General features: G+C 68.4%; 10 protein-coding genes. 2 read left to right on the forward strand and 8 right to left on the reverse strand.

Translation table 11 applies throughout. The features are described from left to right. Positions 1 to 441 precede the first annotated feature (441 nt). The 8 genes from AB0K17_RS17585 to AB0K17_RS17620 all read right to left on the reverse strand — a co-directional run bounded on the left by AB0K17_RS17585 (position 442) and on the right by AB0K17_RS17620 (position 16,091). Complete coding sequence (locus AB0K17_RS17585; RefSeq protein WP_365983459.1) at positions 442 to 7,284, reverse strand: polymorphic toxin-type HINT domain-containing protein; 6,843 nt, start codon at positions 7,282 to 7,284, stop codon at positions 442 to 444. 141 nt (positions 7,285 to 7,425) lie between these two features. Then, positions 7,426 to 11,736: a LamG-like jellyroll fold domain-containing protein gene (locus tag AB0K17_RS17590; RefSeq protein WP_365983460.1), complete on the reverse strand. Its 4,311-nt coding sequence runs from the start codon at positions 11,734 to 11,736 to the stop codon at positions 7,426 to 7,428. A 241-nt stretch (positions 11,737 to 11,977) separates the two neighbouring features. Further along, entirely contained in the window at positions 11,978 to 13,765 is a 1,788-nt protein-coding gene (locus tag AB0K17_RS17595) for a complex I subunit 5 family protein (protein WP_365983461.1), read from the reverse strand. A gap of 16 nt (positions 13,766 to 13,781) precedes the next feature. Beyond that, positions 13,782 to 14,126, reverse strand: a complete 345-nt coding sequence (locus AB0K17_RS17600; protein WP_365983462.1) for an NADH-quinone oxidoreductase subunit K — start codon at positions 14,124 to 14,126, stop codon at positions 13,782 to 13,784. Beyond that, positions 14,123 to 14,863 (reverse strand): MnhB domain-containing protein, encoded by a 741-nt coding sequence (locus AB0K17_RS17605; RefSeq protein ID WP_365983463.1) that lies wholly within the window; start codon positions 14,861 to 14,863, stop codon positions 14,123 to 14,125. Before AB0K17_RS17605 ends, AB0K17_RS17600 begins: the two co-directional genes overlap by 4 nt. Continuing rightward, on the reverse strand, positions 14,860 to 15,153 hold the full coding sequence (locus AB0K17_RS17610) for a hydrogenase subunit MbhD domain-containing protein (RefSeq protein WP_365966273.1): 294 nt from the start codon (positions 15,151 to 15,153) through the stop codon (positions 14,860 to 14,862). Before AB0K17_RS17610 ends, AB0K17_RS17605 begins: the two co-directional genes overlap by 4 nt. Next, positions 15,146 to 15,577, reverse strand: a complete 432-nt coding sequence (locus AB0K17_RS17615) for a monovalent cation/H+ antiporter complex subunit F (RefSeq protein WP_365966274.1) — start codon at positions 15,575 to 15,577, stop codon at positions 15,146 to 15,148. The genes AB0K17_RS17610 and AB0K17_RS17615 overlap by 8 nt, the downstream gene beginning before the upstream one ends. A 343-nt stretch (positions 15,578 to 15,920) precedes the next feature. Further along, on the reverse strand, positions 15,921 to 16,091 hold the full coding sequence (locus tag AB0K17_RS17620; protein ID WP_365966276.1) for a hypothetical protein: 171 nt from the start codon (positions 16,089 to 16,091) through the stop codon (positions 15,921 to 15,923). Between the two features lie 316 nt (positions 16,092 to 16,407). Here AB0K17_RS17620 and AB0K17_RS17625 point away from each other — a divergent pair, with 316 nt between their 5' ends. Further along, positions 16,408 to 18,243: a thiamine pyrophosphate-requiring protein gene (locus AB0K17_RS17625; RefSeq protein WP_365966277.1), complete on the forward strand. Its 1,836-nt coding sequence runs from the start codon at positions 16,408 to 16,410 to the stop codon at positions 18,241 to 18,243. Then, positions 18,240 to 18,692, forward strand: coding sequence for a hypothetical protein (locus AB0K17_RS17630; RefSeq protein ID WP_365966278.1), 453 nt, complete (start codon positions 18,240 to 18,242; stop codon positions 18,690 to 18,692). The genes AB0K17_RS17625 and AB0K17_RS17630 overlap by 4 nt, the downstream gene beginning before the upstream one ends. The last annotated feature ends 2 nt before the right edge of the window (positions 18,693 to 18,694 follow it).

Raw genomic sequence — 18,694 nt, forward strand, 5'->3', positions numbered from 1 at the left:
CGGGTTACCAGTCGTCTTCCTGACGCGATTCAGCGCAGCGCTACGCGACTGTCGAGAACCATCCGCTGCGAGGCTCTTCCAACCGGCCTTCGGCAACCAAGGAACGGCACACTGCAGCAATCTCCTCAAGACCCCCCGACGGCTCAATCTCTACGCTCATCGAAAAGCGTCTCACCCGCCACGGGTCAAATGCCTCCAACTCTCCCTCTAGGAATTCGATGTCGACTTCGACCCCATCGACCCCTACGAAGAGACAGCCAAAACCATGGAAGTTATACTCAAGACCATCGCAGATGCTGCCCGTCTTTCCTATAGCACGCGAGCGATAGAGCCTGAGGAGGTCAGTCAGCCCCTGACTGCCTGAGTAGCGGTGCTGCACTGCGTCACGCACCCGGGACACGGCCCGCAGGTACTCCTCAACTTCCCCCAACGGTCCAACCGTCATCTGTACCCCGGCTTCTTATAGCGGTTCACAAGCCTATCCGGACCGACCTCAGCCCAGGCGTTGACTACCTCGCTTATACCCCCAGGGTATCGAGCCAAGAGCTCCTCCTCGGACACCATCTGGTACGGGACGTTGATCTCGGCCCGCTTGGCTGCAGCAACACGATGATGACCGTCAAGAATGAACAGATCATTATCGCCCTTTGCGACTTTGATCGGGGCACCCTGCCAACCATTTTCCTTCATCGAAGCAGTCAGATTATCGACGTTCCGCTTCGACGCATTGCCCGTCAGTGCTTCGGTTCGCTTGAGAGTATACGGATCAGCTTCACTACAGTTGTGGACCAGAACCGGAGCGGCACCAGCCAATACGTAATACGTATGAATACCGTCCACGGTGAGGTCGTAGGTCCGTTGCCTCTTCTTGAAATGACGGACCGCTACAACGGTGACCTGATCTCCTTTATCAGTGCGGAGCTCGGAGCCAGGGGCGAGCGCACCAGCTTCGACCCATCGATGCTCCACGGGGGACCAGAAGGGGTGAGTGTCAGTTGCGACGATCGATGCGTTACCACTGGCTGTCTTTATTGTGAGGTCGCTGAAATCTTTATCGCTGTCGGTAACAATCACAGCCACTACAGGCCGCGATTCCACTATCCCGCTTTCAGGGTCCGTTGCGACCACGCGATCGCCAATCTTAACTTCGCCAATACCCTTCCGTTCACCCCCCGCAAGCTCGACCTCGGCTTCTTCGGTAAAACTATGGCAAGGCGAGTATTCCCTCCCTCCCAGGCGAGCGCCAGTCATCGCAGGGGTCATATACCCCAGCATCAGTCCGGTCTTATACCAGGAATTGCGCACCTTGCACAATGTGTCGCCGGACGAGCAATCGACGAGGTCGGGCATTGCATTTTTGGAGGACGCGATGGTTCGATCATGCTGAGCCCAATACTTCGGATTCGTCCCCATCGCATAAGGCTCGGCGGCCTCTTTCGGCGCGCCAGGCTGCTTATCCACTACTGTGCGGTAGTCGTATCTGTCGTCTCCGTTGGTGTAGGAGACGTAGGCCGTTTCCGTATAGGTGTAATCCTCTCCGTCCTCCTCTTCGACCCAGGACGAGCTCGTACTACTGGACCACCCCCACTCCCACTCATCCGTCGAGTAATCCCAAGTCTCGTAAACCGGATTGCCGTCGGAATAGCCGAGGATGCAGGTACCGTTTCCGCCACAAGCGCCCTCAGGACGCAGTCCGGATGGATCCGAGAGTGTGATCGGATTGTTGTTCGCGTAGCTGTAGCCGTGGTTCTGCTGAGGGTCCCCCAGATCCATCAGTGGGTCGACGCTGATGAAGCGGCCCGTCGACGGGTCGTATTCGCGGGCGCCCAAGTGGGTCAGGTTGGTCGACGTGTCATTCGTGCCGCCCACGAAGCCCTTTGTGCCCGGCCAGTTCTTCGGCTGTTGCCCGCGCGGGGCGCCGAAGGGTGTGGTGCGGCGGTGGGTTGCCGTCTTTGCGGCCGTGTCGATGGCGAGTTGGCCCGTGCCGACGTGGTCGCCCAGGACGAAGGAGGCTGAGCCGTCGTCCGTCTGGACGGCCTGGATGCCGTTGCCGAGGTCGAAGTAGTAGGTGCCCTTCGGTGTCGTCGAGCCCTTCGGGAGGGTGATCTCCAGGGGGCCGAGGTAGAGCGTCGTCTCCGTGTCGGTGCGGCCGATGAGGCGCTGGCCGTCCGCGTCGTACAGGTACGACGTGGTCTTCGTGCCCTTGTCGCCCGCCGGTTCGGTCACCTTGGCCAGGTGGCCTTCGGCGTCCCAGTCCATCGTCTGCGTGTCACCGCGGATGGTTCGGGTGGCCGTGTTGCCCGTCGGGTCGTAGGTGTAGGAATCACGAGCCGTGCCTGTCGGTCCCGCCGTGTCGACCGCCGCCAGGGCGTGCGGCTGGGGCTTGCCGGCACCGGGGTAGGAGTAGGTGCGCTTGGTGTCCTTGGCGGCGTTGCCGGTGAGGTCGTGCTGGGTTTCGGTGAGGCGGTTGCCCGTCTTGTCGTAGGTGTAGGAGTTCCAGTACGGCGCAGGGCCGCCGATCAGGTTGCCCGACGGTGCACCCGCGCAGGCCCCGGCCGGCTGGGTCCATTCGTCCGTGACTCGACGGAGGTAGTCGTAGGTGAAGCACTGAATGTCCGTGCCGTCGCCTGCGGCATCGGAGATCGCGCGAATGTTGCCGGTCTCGTCGTAGGTGTACGTGGCGGCCTTGTCGGCGGCGGGAGCGTTCTCCCGGTCGACACGGGTGGTGGCCAGGCGCTGCGTTCCCCACTCGTAGCCGTTGGTGACCTGGGTGAAGCGGCCGTCCTTCTGCCGCAGCTTGGCCTGGAGCGGCTTTCCGGTGAGGCTGTAGCTGGTGATCTCGGACTTGATTCCTTCGTCCGTGATCACCGCAGTGGGACGCAGGATCTCGTCGTAGTCGTAGATGAGACCCTGGCCGGGTCGGGAGCCGACCTGCGGGAAGCTCATGCCCATGACCGAACCGGACAGGGTGTAATTGGTCCGACTCTTGTACGTGCCGGCCAGTGCGCCCTCACTCGGAGGAATGACAACGCTTGTCTGCTTGGCCCGGTACCGGGTGTCGTATTCGTCGATGCGGCTCGTGTAGGCGTTGCCGTCCACGTATCGCGTCGAGGAAGCCGGCTTTCCCTTCCCATTGGTGACCGTGTCGTACGTCCACTCGGCGAGCTTCGCTCCGGTCGCCGACCCCTCGCGGAGCTCGGTCTTGCGGCCGAGGTCGTCGTACGCGTAGAAGAGCGTGTTCTTGGACTTCCGCGAGTTCGTCGTGGAGATCAGCTGCCCGCGATCGTCGTACGTGCTGGTGGTCGTGCCCTTGTCGGGGTCAGTGGTCGAGATCTGACGGCCGAGCTGGTCGTACTCGTACGTCCACGCGTTGCCTGCCGGGTCGGTGACACGAGCCAGCTTCCCGGTCGGGGCGTAGGCGTAGCGCGTGATGTCGGCCTCGGCGCCTACCGTGCGCTCGTGCAGCTGCTGCAGCTCGGTCGTCTGGCCCCGGGCGTCGACCACTGTCGTAGTGGCGGTGGACCCCACCGGAGGAATAACCGTCGTGCGGTCGCCACCGTAGATGGTGCGCGTCGTCGCCAGGACCTTGCCGGCTTCGCCGTTGCCCGCGATCTGCTTGCTCTCCGTGACCCGGCCCTGGCCGTCATAGGCGTTCCAGGTCTGGGACTCGACCTTCAGGGCGTTGTCCGGGGTGAACAGGGTGGTGCCGGGAGCGTCGGTGGCGTAGTAAGGGGCGAACGACTTGGCCGTCAGGCCACGGTCGTCGTAGAAGGTGTCGGCGATCAGACGGCCCTTGTCCGGGCCGGGGCTCTGCGTCTGACGAGGGCGGAGGAAGCCGTCGTACAGCGTGTACGACGTGATCTGACCATCGCTGTTGTTGACGGTCCGGGTACCCACGGCCACGGGCTTGCCGTCGGCAATCCTGTAGGTGAATTCGTAGCTGGGCGCACGGGGCTTCCACCGGTCCGCCAACCACACCTTCCTCGTGCGGCCCAGGGCGTCGTATTCAATGGACGTCACCCTGTTGTTGGCGTCCGTGACGTTGAGGGGCTGGCCCCGGACCGGGTCGACCGACGTCGTGCTGGTCTGTGCCGTGGTCGCATCCCCCGCCTTCGCCGGCGGCCCCGTTGTGGTGACCTTCGTCGGGAATCCGGCAGCCGGGGTGTACGTCGTCGTGCTCGTACGGCCGTCGTTCCGCTTGCTGGAGGAGACGAGCTTGCCGCCGGCGTCGAAGACGACCTCCGCCGTGATGTCCGTCGTGGTCAGGTCGCGCCCGTAGGCGTCGACGGTCTTCCCCGACTCGAGGTAGGTGGCCAGCGTGCCGTCGTGCTTCTTCAGGGTCGCCACGCTGGTGGCATCGCCCTTGTCCGGCACCCCGCCGTACGCTCCGCCGTCATAGGCGGTGCGCACATCGGAGATGACAGCCTTGCTCCGGTCGACATTCGCGCTGTCACAGGCGGCCGCCACCGTCTCCACCCTCGAAGGGAGGCTGAGGATATTGGCGTCCGTATTGTCGGCGTACGTGGTGCGGGTGCAGCGATCGTCAGTCGACGTAGCGACGTCTCCGGAGTCGGACACCTGCGTGGCCCGGCCCGTCGCATCGTCGTAGACCGTGGCTGTGGCGGTCTGCCGCCACTTCTCACCGGCTCCTTCGTCCATCGACGTGAACGTGCGGTTGGCCTCGGTGCCCGTGAAATTGGCGGTCACCGTGCCCCAGGAGCGGACCTTCTTCGCCGTTTCGTGGTGCCAGGGCCGGCTGACGGTCTTCCCCAGTACCTTTCCGCCCGGGCCGGAGTACGTCTCCTTCTTGTAGGCGAAGCCGGCAGCGGATTCGTGGTCGGCCAGTGCGTCACCCTCGCCCGCGCCGAGCGGTACGCTCACGGACTTCGTGCCGCCGCCGGCCGACTTCCTGTCGCCGTCCATGCCGCGCAGGAAGTAGGTGTCCTCCTGCGACTTCATGCCGCCGACGCCCTGGCTCCCGGTCTGCACGCGCACGTGCCCATAGCCGCGCCACTGCGACCAGGTCTTGAACTTCTCCTTCGTCAGACCGTCGTCATCATCGAAATGCCACGCCGCGCCGTCGAGGTAGTCGTACTTCGTGACCTGGTCGGGCGATCCGCCGGTGCGGTCGGTAGCGGTCACGCTGTCGACGACGTACTTGTTGAACCACTGCTGCGTCGGATCCGTGGTGCTGGTGCCGCCGATGTACTGGGGGAAGCACCGGCTCGTATTCGTCTCCGGCGTGGGCAGGCCGTTCCAGTCGCACACCGGCTGCGAGTACGTGACGTCCGTCTGGCCGCCGTGCTCGTCAGCGACGGTCGAGAGGCGCTCCTTGATAAAGGGCGCTTTCCCGTCACCGGTCTTGTCCAGGCGGTTCGGCCGCTGCGTGTAGGCGAGGGTCGTCTTCGGCAGAGTGATGGCCGGGGTGACCGACTTTCCAGTGTGCTCGATGGCACTCAGCAACAGCTGGTAATCCGTGTCGGCCATGCCCCATCGGTGATCCAGCTTCCAGGAGTCGACGGGCGCGTACGTGCCGTCGCTCTTGAGGACGCTGGTGGAGACTTCGGTCAGTCGCTTGCGCGTCCAGAACGACGGCGAAAGCCGGCCCTTGTCGCATTCCGCGCCGGACTTGCAGTTCAGGTCCCACGGGGTGTCGTACCAGTACTGCTTCTTGTCGTCGATGGTGTCCTCGGCACAGGTCACCTTGTCCAGGTCCTGCGGCAGGCACCGTTCGGCATTAGTAAAGGCGACCATGGCCAGGGGCTTGGCGAAGAGGTCGCCGGTCCGCAGGCCGTACTCGATGCGCTTGAGGTATCCGCCTCGCACGTACGACGTGTTGTCCTTGGCTTCGAGATTGCGGCCGTAGGAGTTGTTTTCCTTGTTGTAGTAGTACGTGACCGCGTTGCCGTGCCGGTCGACGGCGTAGTCCAGGTTCCAGCGCCAGGCCTGCTGGCACCAGGAGTCCTTGAAGGCACTCTTGTGGCAGGGCTCGTCGGCGTTGTTGCCGTAGACGGGGACGGTCCACACCGAATCGGTGGTGCCCTTGCCGCTCGCCCATCCGTTGAGCTTGTGATAGCCGAAGTAGTACTGGGTGCCGCTCGGCACGGTCACGCGCCAGTACTCGTTGTCGTTGTCGCCGTTGTCGCGCGCAGCGTCCGTGAGGCGAGCGATCTTCGTGCCGTCGTCGTTCTTCAGTCGCCACTGGTTGTCACCGGACGGGACGAGTTCGCCGGCCTTGCCGTTGAAGGAGATCGTGGCGTTGTCGTACGCCCAGCACAGATCGCCCGGCTTGTTGCCGTCGGAGTGCTCCTCGCCGTCGTCGGCGCAGGGCTTGTACCGGCGCTCGATGAACCCGGGCCACATCTCGAACCCGTCGCCGACCCAGGACGCCTGGTTGTTGGTGTTCCCCGTGCGCCCGTCGATCGAGGAGGACGAGTAGCCGATGCTGACGTTCGGCTTGAGCCCACCCGGAACCTCGGGGACGGACATGGGGTACGACCAGCTGAACGCGCCGGTGTTCAGATCCGTCTTCCACGTCGAGGACGGGGACAGCGACGTCGCCTTGTAGTCGCCCTTTTCGCCGGCGGCGTCCGGGGCGGCGGCCAGGACCTTGGCGACCCCGGCCTTCCACCCCAGCTTGGTGGCGGTCAGCGTCTTCTTCTCGGTGTCATTCGTCGCCGCGACCGGCTTGGCCTGCTTGCAGGCGGCCTTCTCGGGAGTGGTCAGTGCACAGGCCGGCAGCTCGACCAGGTGCAGGCGGGAGGCGTAGCCGCCTCCGTACAGCTGGGAGAAGGTGGAGTAGTTCACCCGCAGGCCCAGGCTCTCGGGTGCCGGGGCCGTCACGTTGTTCTTTTCGGCGGCAGGCGTAACGGAGAACACCAGACCGTTCACTCCGGCCCGCTCACTCGCCTTGCGGTCGAGAATGCGGATGTCGGCGCCCGTCCCGGCGACAGGGGCCACGCTCCGGGTCTTCGACGGCTGGTCCAAGAACAGGCTCACCGGCCAGGCATTGCCCGTGAGCGACCTACCGGCCGCCGGGCCGTCGGCTCCGGACACATTTGCCGGCTCACCGAGCATGCTGCCGCTTTGCGGCCATGTGGCGTCGGGGCGAACTTGCGGTGCTCTCGGAGCGTTGTCGACCTTGCGCGGCTTGCCTGCCGTCACATGGCCGGCCACCGGGTCACCCGCGTCGGGTGCGCCCGGGAGGTTCCCCGCACGACCCGCGGCCGCGGAGAATCCGGCGCCTTGCAGGAGGGCTCCCACCAGCACGGTGGACAGCACCACGCCTATACGTCTCTGACGTCTGGACTTGCGTAATCTGCCTTTGCTGTTCATACCTCGTGTCCTCGGCCGGGTCCGGGCAGGGCGACTCCTGCGCCCTGCCCGGACCATCGGAAAAATGACGATGAAAGCTGCCTGGTGCGCTCAGGTCTGCGGGACTTCGGTGGATCGTCCGTCCGTGGCCTTGGCAAGCAGCTGCACCTGCTGACCAGTCAGAGCACCCTGGAACGCCCAGACGTCGTCGACCTGCCCGGACCAGTACTCGCCGGCCGTCCCCTTCACCAAGGAGCGCCCCGCCTGGAAGGACTTGGTGGCTGCGAAGGCCAGAGCATTGCCTGCACGGGAGAATCGGTCGGTGCACGGCATCGGATCGCTCTGTGTCCCGTCACCCGCAGCGCCACAAGCCAGCTGCTCCAGGTTTCCGTTGACGTAGAGCCGCAGCTCGTGAGCAAAACCGTCGTACACCACGGCAATGTGGTTCCATGCCCCGGCGTCCTCGAAGGCGCCGTTGTCCACCGTCGTGACGGTGACGTCCTTGTCGGCGTCCTTGCTCGGCAACGTGACCTGCCAGCGTCCGCGCCCTTCGGCCCTGCCGCCTTCGGCCGGCGCGGCCCCCGGCACATAGCGCACGGCAAAGGCGTTCTGGGAATTGCCCTCGGCGCTCAGCAGCGTCATAGCGCGTCCCGGCCTGTCCGCCACACGCTGGGCCCAAGCGGTCACCGTGAAGCTGCCGCTCGTGTCGACCGGCACCCCATTCGTGGAAGCGGAAGCATCGACACCGTTGAGCTTCAGACCACCAGCGTCCACATGGCCCGCGCCGATCTCGGCCTTCCCCGCGAGCAGCATGTCGTGGTGGACAGCGCCCGGATCGGTCACTGCGTCCGGCGACACCGCCGGCGTGCCCGAAGCGGCATCGAACTGCCACCGCCCCTTGACCAGCGGGCGCTGCTTGAACAGTTGCTGCACCTCACCCGGAGCCAGCGGGCGGTCGTAGATCCGTAGATCGTCGATCTCGCCGGGGAAGTAGTTGCCGGGCTTGCCCGCGTAGGATCCGGCCCCGATCTGGAACTGCTTGCCCGCGTACCACGGGGTGCTGCTGATGGGCGTACTGCCGGCGAGTATCCCATTGACGTACAACGTCAGCGTGCCTGCCGTGGTGTCGCGTATGGCGACCAGGTGGGCCCACTCCCCGTTCTTGGCCGGAGTGCCGGCATTCTGGACGACCTTGTTGTCGGTGGGGTCGATGACATCGGCTGTGTGCTGGTTGAAGACCCATCCGCCGCGGGAGGTCGAGTAGAACAACTCGCCACCACTGGCATTCACCCCGGCTTGAGTGAAAACCACCCCACTTCGGTTGAGCTTGTCCTTCGCCAGCCGTGCCCACACCGAGACAGCAAAGCTTCCTGTGCTGTTGAAGTGCGGTGCATCGACGGTGGCGTAGTCGTCGACACCATCGAGTGCGAGCGCCTTGCCGGCGACTCCCGGCGTTGCGGCCTTCGGCCCGCCATGGAACACCGCGGGCAGGACCTCCGCCCGCCCGGTCACCTCCTTGGCTCCCTCGGCCTCGTCGAAGGGGAAACTCGCCCGAGCGGGACCACCGGGTCCGCCGAGGTGTTCCTTGGCGTACAGACGTGCCACTTCGCTCGCCGGAACGGCGCGGTCGAAGACCTGCAATTCGTCGATGTCGCCGGGGAAGAAGGCCGTCGCCTTGCCGGCCACCGTCCCCGCACCGATCTGCAGACCTCGGTGGGCATCCCACGGAGTCTTGAACGGGGCGCCGGCCTCCTGCTTGCCGTTGACGAACAGGCGTAGTTCCCCCGCCACGTTGTCGTACACGCCCACGAGGTGATTCCACTCACCGGCCTTCGCACCGCCGGCGTTCTGCTGCTTTGCCCGCACAGCCTGGGTGCCGGCGGTGTCGGAGGCGTACCGGTCGAACGTCCATCGGTCGTCGTTCCGGGAATATCCCAGCTGGAAGGCCGGCACGTTGTTACCCGCCTGAGCGACGACGACCGCATCGCCCGCCGGAGCCTTCGAGAGCCTGGCCCAGGCCGAGACGGTGAATCCGGTCGAGGTGTCGACCGCGGAGGCGTCCGCACCCGCGTAGGCATCGGTGCCGTTCAAGGAAAGGGACTTTCCTTGGATCCCTTCGCCTCCCGTCACCGCGCCACCATGAAGCTGTGCCGTCCGCGCCGGGCTCGTTCCCTGCGCCTGCTGGGCATCCGGGCCGTCGTCCATCTGCCAGGCCGCCCGCTCGGGCTGGCCCGCCCGCACCTTGTACCGGTACGTGTAGGGCTCGCTCGTATTGCCTGCCGCGTCGAGCGCCTGCACCGTGACGAAGTTCAGCCCCGGCTCGCTCGGCAGCGCTTTGATCGTCCTGGCCGCGCCCTCCGTGGTGGCCACGGTGTTCTTGGCGGACGCGTCACCGTTGACGCCGTAGATGTACTTCGTGATGTCCTTGGTGGCAGGCCCCAAGGTAAAACTGCCGTACTTGCCGACGCCGTCGATCCACGGATCGCCCCCGTCACCAGCAGCGCCCGGCTTCGACTCCGGGTAGTCGATGGACGAGACCTTGGGCGCGGGCAGCGTCCTGGGGTCCCGGACGAAGTAGCAGCCGGTCGGCGGGCCTGCCGCGGACCACGGCGAGTACCCCAGACGGTCGTACGCGCGGACGTACCAGCTGATCGTGGTGTTGACAGGAAGGTCGGCCGGCAGGGCCATGGAGAAGTCCGAGCCGGACTTCTTGAAGCCGGTCAGTCCCGGTGTCCAGCGTGCGACGGTTCCCTTGCCGTCGCCGTTGTCCCATTCGGCCTGGAACTCCACGGCGATGTCGTCGCCGTCCGGGTCGGTGACGTCATTGGCGTACACCTGGCCGAGGGTGCGGACGTGGGCCGCCTGCTCGGGCTCCTTGCAGGCACCGCCGTACTCCATCGACAACTGCGACATGGCGACCTGCTGGGGCGGCTGGTTGTACTGAACCCGCAGGTACGCGCGGTCGGCGAACCGCTTCCAGGCGTAGGTGTCGCTCTCGTCGGACGCCTTCAGTCCGAAGGTGATGTCGTTCCAGGAGCGATTGGCCGCGTTCTGCACGATGTCGCGGACGTTGAACTCCGCGTCGTCGGAGGCGCAGCCCTCGTATCCGTGGGCGAACGACTGCTCGTCCAGCTTCTTCGCCCAGAAGTCGGATCCGGTCTGGGAGTTCCACGTGGTCGACGACGAGATGCCGCGCGTCAGCCACAGCTGCACGCCCTTCTTCTCGCACGACGCCGACCAGGTCTCGGGTACGACGAACTCGGCGGACAGGATGCTCTTGCCCGCGAACTGGCTCGTCGGGATCTCGTAGAAGAGACGCTTGGTGTCCCCAGGATTGCAGTGGTTCCAGTCGCAGTAGCCCAGTCCGGCGTCCTTGTTGCCGTTGAACTTCCACTGCGGCGTGTCGGCCCAGTACTTCGACACCATGGTCCAGGTCGAGGACCTGGGTGAGTACCACTGGGGGTCGATGAAGACCGGGTACACGGTGTCGGCGGAGGCGAGTACCTTCCTGTCCGGGGTCAGGACCAGTTCCCGTCCGCCGGAGGGGACGTCCACACCGACCTTGGCGAGCTTGCCGGACTCCCCGGCGGTCGGTTCCTGCTCACTGCGTGGGCGCGACACCGCGCCGCGCTTCGCGTTCTTGTCGCCGGTCTTGGGTAAAGGGCTCGGGCCACTGCTCGAATCCCACATCATCGGGGTGGGGGCTTCGAAGACGACGCCTCCCGCGCCCTGGTCCTCCGCCTTGAGTCCGCCTTGCGGCGTCTGCTGGACGGTCACCCCTGTGCCCTGCATCTTCAAACGCAACTGCGCGAGTTCCTTGCTCGCCGCGGCCTTGGCCGACTTCACGACGAGAAGCTGCGTGAAGCCGTCCGCCTGGGCGGCCACCCGTAGGTCGACGTCCGGCAGGACATCGGGGTATGTGGCCGTGTCGCCGTCCAATCGCGGTTCCGGCAATTTCGTGGGCCAGGAGAGCGCGACTTTCCTGCCCGCCCGGTCCAGTTCGACGAGCGCGGTGTCACCGCCGCCGGAGAACCTGATGCCGATCGTTGCCGTACGAGGTGCGACCCTTCCGTCGGTCGCCTTCGTCAGAGTCGTGTCGACGGGCTTCCACTCGCCGTTGGAGCGAGTACGGACCGGCCGTAAGTACTCCCGGGCCTCCAGCGTGCCCTTCGGCGTGGCGAACACGTCCCTCGTCTCGCCGCGCAGGGCGACGACTTCCACCTTCTTGCCGGATCGTTTCGCTTCATCGAGCGCCTCGCGCTCGGTGGGCGCCGACGTTTCCGGCCCTTCGGAACCGGTGTTCCGGTGCAGCGCCCGGCCCGGGCCAACGGCCCCGGCCTCCGCAATCGCGGCGGTTCCTAACATCCCGGCGGCCAGGGCCAAGCCCGTACCGCCGGCGAGAAAACATCTGAACGCGCGCATGCGCGTATGACGAAACATCCCCCCAGCCCTCCCCAAGGCTGTAAATGAAGACCACATAAAGGTCGTGGAACGAGAAGGTAGGGGGTTCCGAAGCATGGGGTCTACATCTGAAATATCAGGCACTTCGACATCAAGCACCCCAGAAGCCCCACAACTTGACGTGTCTTACATCACAAATCACCCGTCTTGGGAACTCTCGTTGGATCGACTGTAACAAGCAATGATTTCTGGGTCGAAACGCTCACCACCACACCAGCACCGCCAACAACCCCACCCCCGCCATGGTCCAGGCCACGTAGTCGCCCACGTGGCCGGACTGGAGGCGCTGGAGGCGGCGGAGGGGGGTGCCCGGGCGGTGGAGGGTGTCGGGGTGGTGGGTGGCCCAGAGGGCGAGGGTGGTGGCCAGGGCCGTGGAGAGGAGGCCCAGGGCCACGCCCGGCGGGGTCCACCACTCGGTGGCGCGAGTAGCGTGCCCCGGCTTGGCGTCGAGGACCTCCGCCGCGTAGCCGGCGTGGTCCGTGAACGCCTGCGCCGCGGCCGTGACGGCGTCGGTCAGGCCGCGGAAGACGCCCACGGCAAGTGCGCCGGCCAGGAGCAGCGTGGTCACGGTGACCATGGGGCGGGGCAGGAGGCGTACTCGGCGGCCGGTTTCGGGGTGTTCCTCGTCGCCGGGGGTTTCCGGGCCCGCGTCGGAGCGTTGGCTCGGGCCCGCCCCGAGGAAGACCCGTGCCGCGACGCGCAGGGCCGCACCGCCCGTCACCGCCGAGACGAGGACGAACAGGACGGGCAGCCAGGGGCGTTGTTCCTCGACGATTGCCTTGCCCAGGGCCGTGCCGAAGGGGGGCAGTCCGGCGAGGGCCAGGGCGCCGGTGGTGAAGAGGAGGCCGAGGCCGGGGGTGTCGCGGCCGCGGCCGTGCAGTTCGTGTTCGTCGACGTTGCCGTGGCGGTCGAGGAGGATGCCAGTGCAGGCGAACAGTGCGGCCTTGGTGCCGGCGTGGCCGAGGACGTACAGCTCGGTGCCGGCGACGCCCTCGGGGGTGAGCAGGGCGATCCCTGTGAGGAAGAGGCCGACGTGGGCGACCGTGGAGAAGGCCAGCAGGCGTTTGATGTGGCGCTGCTGCCAGCACATGGCGGCGCCCACGGCGGCGGTGAGGACGCCGAGGACGAGCAGGGCGCGCTGGATGTGATCGCCGGGGATGCCGCCGGGGCCGCCGAAGACGGTGGTGTGGATGCGGGCGACGCCGTAGACGCCGGTCTCGACCATGACGCCGGACAGCAGCATGCACACGGGGGTGGGTGCCACGGCGTGGGCGTCGGGCAGCCAGAAGTGCAGGGGGACGGCCGCGGACTTGACCAGCAGTCCCGTCATGACGAGGACGAACGCGGCCAGGAGCAGGGCGTCGTGGCGGGGCGCGGCGTCCAGTTGTCGGCCGGCCTGGGCCATGCCGAGCTCGCCGGTGCGCGCGTAGATCAGGCCGATGCCGAGCAGGCTGGCGTAGCCGCCGAGGGAGTTGACGAAGCCGAAGGTGAGGGCGCCCTGGACGGGCCGGGGCTCCTCGACGCGGTAGCCGGTCAGGGCGTAGCCGACGACGCCCATCAGCTCGAAGAAGACGAAGGCGTCGAAGAGGTCGCCGGTGAGCTGGAATCCGCACATGCCCGCCTGGAAGAGCAGGATCAGCGCGGGGAAGGCACCGGCGCGCCCGTGCGGGGGCTCGTCGAAGTAGTGCCAGGAGTACGCGAGGACGGCCACGACCAGCAGGGACGTCAGGGCGGCGAGGCCCAGGCCCGTACGGTCGCCCACCAGGACGATGCCCACGCCGGCGCCGTGGTGGGGGCGCCAGTCGCCGAGCCAGACGATGCGGGAGCCGTGCCAGGGGACGAGCGCGGCCACGGCGAGGGCCGCGGGGACGGCGGCGCCGGCGAGGCCGAGCACCTCGGCGACGGGTCGCGGCAGGTGCCGGCCCGCGGCGACGAGGACGGCGGCGCCGAGCAGCGGCAGCGCCACGATCAGCGGCAGGAGCCGGTCCATCGTCCTTGGCCGCCTCTCAGCCGCGCAGTTCAGTCAGTTCGTCGGGGTCGACCGTGCCGTGCCGCTTGTGCACCTGGAGGACGAGGGCGAGCAGCAGCGCGGTCACGGTGGCGCCGACGACGACGTCGGTGAGGGCGAGCGCCTGGACGACGGGGTCGACGACGCGGATGCCGGGGGCGACGTCGGAGAAGACGGGCGCGGTGCCGCCGCGCCGGTAGCCGACGGCCAGCAGCAGGACGTACGTGGAGGACTGGGCGACGGCCAGGCAGCCGACGGCGTGCACGAGGTTGCGGCTGGTGGCCATGCCCGCGGCGCCGACAAGGAAGATATAGGCGGCCACCAGGTAGGGCAGGACGGTCACGACCGGCTCCCTTCGTCGGTGATCTCCAGCGCCTGGGCGAGGAAGTGGGCGAGCAGCACGACGATGCCGGAGGTGACCTCCATGCCGACGGCCGCGTTCAGCAGCGGGACGGTGCCGCCGGAGGCCATGGTGTTGAACGTGCCGTGCGGGAGGGTGTTGGCCAGGTAGGCCGCGCCGGCGAGCAGTCCCGCGCCGCCGAGGACGACGTACGCGGCCTCGCCGACACCGTCGGCGAGCTCGTACAGGTCGACGGGGCGCAGGCGTTCGAGGGCTGGGTAGTCGACGGCGACGTAGAGCAGGTGCAGGGCGGTGGCGACGACCACGCCGCCCTGGAAGCCGCCGCCCGGGCTGAGCTGGCCGTGGGCGATGACGTACAGGCCGGCGAGCAGGGCGAGCGGCAGCATGACGACGCCGTAGCGGCGCAGCGCCACGGGCACGGCGGTCGGCTGCGGGGCGACGCGGTGCTCGTCACGGGTCTGCCGCAGCAGGACGAGCGTGCCGAGGACGGAGGCGAACAGGATGCTCTCCTCGCCCAAGGTGTCGAAGGCGCGCTGGTCGAAGTTGACGGAGGAGACGGTGTTGGCGGTGCGCTGCTGCAGGGCGGTGGCCACGGCCCGGTCGCCGTACGGGTGCCACGACGCGCCGAAGGGCGGCAGCCGCAGGCACGCGACCGTCAGCAGGACCGCGATGACCAGGAGTCCGGCGGCCAGGACGCACAGCCGCGCCCGGCGCGTCACTCGCGCCGCTTCCGGCGCACCCTGCGCACCGTCAGCAGCACCATCAGAGGGGTCACGGCAGAGCCGACGCCCAGCTGGGACAGGGCCACGTCGGGCGCCTGGACGACGGTGAACAGCAGGGCCAGGCTCAGGCCGAGGAGGGAGAGGACCACGGCCTGCCGGGCGGGGTCGCGGTTGAGGACGACGGCGGTGGCCGCGACCGCGACCAGGAGCAGGGTCAGGACGAGGAGGGTGTCGTCGAGGGCCTGGCGGGCGTCCGCCGCGCGGGCCGCGGCCAGCACCTCAGGCACGGCGCACCGCCTTGCTGGTGACGGCCCCGCCGGCGACCAGCAGGGCGCCGATGACCAGGAGTTTGACCATCGCCCGGCCGGGGCCGGTGGCCACGCACAGGGGCACGACGGTGGCGGGGGTGCCGACGGCGACGGCAGGAGTGAGCAGACGGGCACCGGGCGGGTCGGGCTCGATCTCCTCGGCGAGCAGACGGGCGTAGACGAGGGTCCCGGTCGGTCCGAGGACGGAGACGACGAGGGCGAGGTCGACGTAGGAGGGGCGGCCGTAACCCTGGGCGAGCAGGAGGAAGACCAGGCACAGCAGCAGGGTGGCCATGTTCTGGGCGACGACGCGCCGCCCGGCGCCGCCGCGCGCGGCGGCCCACAGACACGGCCCGAGACCGGCCAGCACGAGGGCGGCGGCGGCCGCGAGCCACCAGTTCACGGCGCGCCCTGCGGTGCGGGGCGCGCGGCGGGGACGCGGTACGGGGCGCGGTGGCGCACGCGGTACGTGCCGGGGCGCGGCGCGCCGCCGCACCCGCCGGCGGGGCGCACCCCGCGCGTACGTACGCCCAGCCCAGCGTATGCGCCGAGGCTACGCTCCTCGCACGGGCACGGGGCAAGGCCACCGTAGCCGCCGGAGCAACGCACCCCGCGCGCCCACGGCATGAGCCCGCCGTACGCGCCGGCGCAGCGCACGCCGTATGCGCCGGCACAGCGGCGCATTGCGCCGCGCGCGCTCCCCGCTCGCCCTGCCGCCCGCCGCATGGCGCTCCGCGCCGTGCGCCTCACCGCGCGCCCCGTGCCGCGCGGCGGGCGCCGCGGGCGGCGGCCGCTGCCAGGAGGGAGGCGGCGGCGCCGATGGCCAGGTCGAGGGGGTCGAGGGAGCTGATCAGCACGGCCCACAGTGCGGTGAGCCCGGCCCACCAGCCGAGGATCTCCGCCGCCGCGGCCAGCATCGTCGCTCCTCCTCCGCCCTGCGCCTGCCCGTGCGCGTACCGGGCCCCGCCCGCGCGGCGGGGCCCGGAATGCCCCGAGTATCGGCCATCGGCCGGGCGCGCCCCGGCCACCGGGCGGGTGCGGCGTGTCGGGGCGGCGCCGGGTCGGTGCGCCGGGAGGCGCTGGGCCATGCGGGAGCGGGAGGTTTCGGCACCGCGGCCCGGGGTTACCCGTGCGGACGGAACGCACGCCCGAACCACCCCGAACGGACGAACGGACGAGCAACGACCAGGCGACGACCAGGCAACGATCAGCGACAGGTGGAGAAGGACAGGCATGAGCGAGCAGGTTTCCGACTACATCCTGGAGCGGCTGCGCGAGTGGGGCGTGGAGCGGGTCTTCGGTTATCCCGGCGACGGCATCAACGGTCTGCTGGCGGCCTGGGGCCGCGCCGACGACCAGCCGCGCTTCATCCAGGCCCGGCACGAGGAGATGGCCGCCTTCGAGGCGGTGGGCTACGCCAAGTTCAGCGGCCGGCTGGGGGTGTGCGTGGCGACGTCCGGGCCGGGTGCGATCCATCTGCTCAACGGGCTTTACGACGCCAAGCTCGACCACGTGCCCGTCCTGGCGATCGTGGGCCAGACGGCGCGCTCGGCGATGGGCGGGGCGTTCCAGCAGGAGGTGGACCTGCACACGCTGTTCAAGGACGTCGCCTCCGACTTCGTGGAGACGGTGACCGTCCCCGAGCAGCTGCCGAACGTGCTGGACCGGGCGGTGCGCACGGCGTACGCGCGCCGGGCCCCCACGGCGGTGATCATCCACGGTGACGTGCAGGAGCTGGAGTACTCGCCGCCCACGCACTCGTTCAAGATGATTCCCTCCAGCCTGGACCGCAGCGGCTGGCAGGCGGTGCCCTCGGACGACGCGCTGCAGCGGGCGGCGGACGTCCTCAACGCGGGCGAGAAGGTGGCGATCCTGGTCGGCCAGGGCGCGCGCGGGGCGCGCGGCGAGGTGGAGCAGGTCGCCGAGCTGCTGGGCGCCGGCGTGGCGAAGGCGCTGCTGGGCAGGGACGTGCTCAGCGACGAGCTGCCGTACGTCACGGGCGCGATCGGGCTGCTGGGCACCCGCCCGTCGTACGAGATGATGCGCGACTGCGACACGCTGCTGACGATCGGCTCCAACTTCCCGTACTCGCAGTTCCTGCCGGAGTTCGACAAGGCGCGGGCGGTGCAGATCGAGCTCGACCCGCACATGGCGGGCCTGCGCTACCCGTACGAGGTCAACCTGATCGGTGACGCGCGGGCGACGCTGCTGCGGCTAATGCCGCTGCTCAAGCGCAAGGACAAGCGCGGCTGGCAGAGCCAGGTCATCTCCAATGTGCAGCGCTGGCACGAGGTGATGGACCGGCGGGCGGCGGTCTCCGCGCAGCCGGTCAATCCCGAGCACGTGGCGCGGGCGCTGTCGCCGCTGCTGCCCGACGACGTGATCCTGACCTCCGACTCGGGGTCGGTCGCCAACTGGTACGCGCGCCACATCACCATGCGCGGTTCGATGCGCGGTTCGCTGTCGGGCACGCTCGCCACGATGGGCTGCGGGGTGCCGTACGCGATCGGCGCGAAGTTCGCGCACCCCAACCGGCCGGTGGTGGCGCTGGTCGGCGACGGGGCGATGCAGATGAACGGCATGGCCGAGCTGATCACGGTGGCCAAGTACCGGCACCAGTGGGAGGACCCGCGGCTGGTGGTGGCGGTGTGGAACAACCGCGACCTGAACCAGGTCACCTGGGAGCTGCGGGCGATGGGCGGCTCGCCGCAGTTCCTGCCCTCGCAGGAGCTGCCCGACGTCTCGTACGCCGAGTTCGGGCGGCAGCTGGGGCTGACCGGCATCCGCGTGGAGGACCCGGACCAGGTGACGGACGCCTGGCAGCAGGCGCTGGCGGCGAAGGGCCCGGCGGTCGTGGAGTTCGTGACCGACCCGGCCGTGCCGCCGATCCCGCCGCACGCGGACTGGGATCAGATCGAGTCGACCGCGGCGGCCATCCTCAAGGGCGACTCGGACCGCAAGAACGTGCTGCGGCAGGGCATCAAGGCGAAGATCCAGGAGTTCCTGCCGGGCGGCCACAGGTCCGAATCGTCCAGCGGGTCCGACGCGCAAGGGAAGCGGGAGTCGTGAGGCGGCCGCAGGTGCGCACCCGTGGCCGCCCGCGGCGTGCGGCGTACGACATCCGGCACGGGCGGCTGCAGCGGTCGCTGTCGCTGCTGACGGCCGCCGGTTCGGCGGTGACGGCCGCGGAGATCTTCCTGGAGCACGACCGGGCCGGCTTCGGCAATCGCGTCATGTGGTGGCCGGTGCTGCTGGGGCCGGTGGGCCTGGCGGCGGGCATCGCCGGCTGTTCCAGCGAACGGGCCGCGCGCACGGCGCTGCCCCTGGCGTCGGCGGCGATCGTCGCCAACGGCCTGCAGGGCACGTACCTGCACGTACGCGGCATCGCCGCGAAGCCCGGCGGCTGGCGGATGGCCCGCTACAACATCGAGCTGGGGCCTCCCCTGTTCGCCCCGCTGCTGATGAGCATGGTCGGCGGCATGGGCCTGCTGGCGAGTGCCCTGCGGCGGGAGAAGTGAGC

It is taken from the genome of Streptomyces sp. NPDC049585 (assembly GCF_040675615.1).
Lineage (GTDB): Bacteria > Actinomycetota > Actinomycetes > Streptomycetales > Streptomycetaceae > Streptomyces > Streptomyces luteosporeus.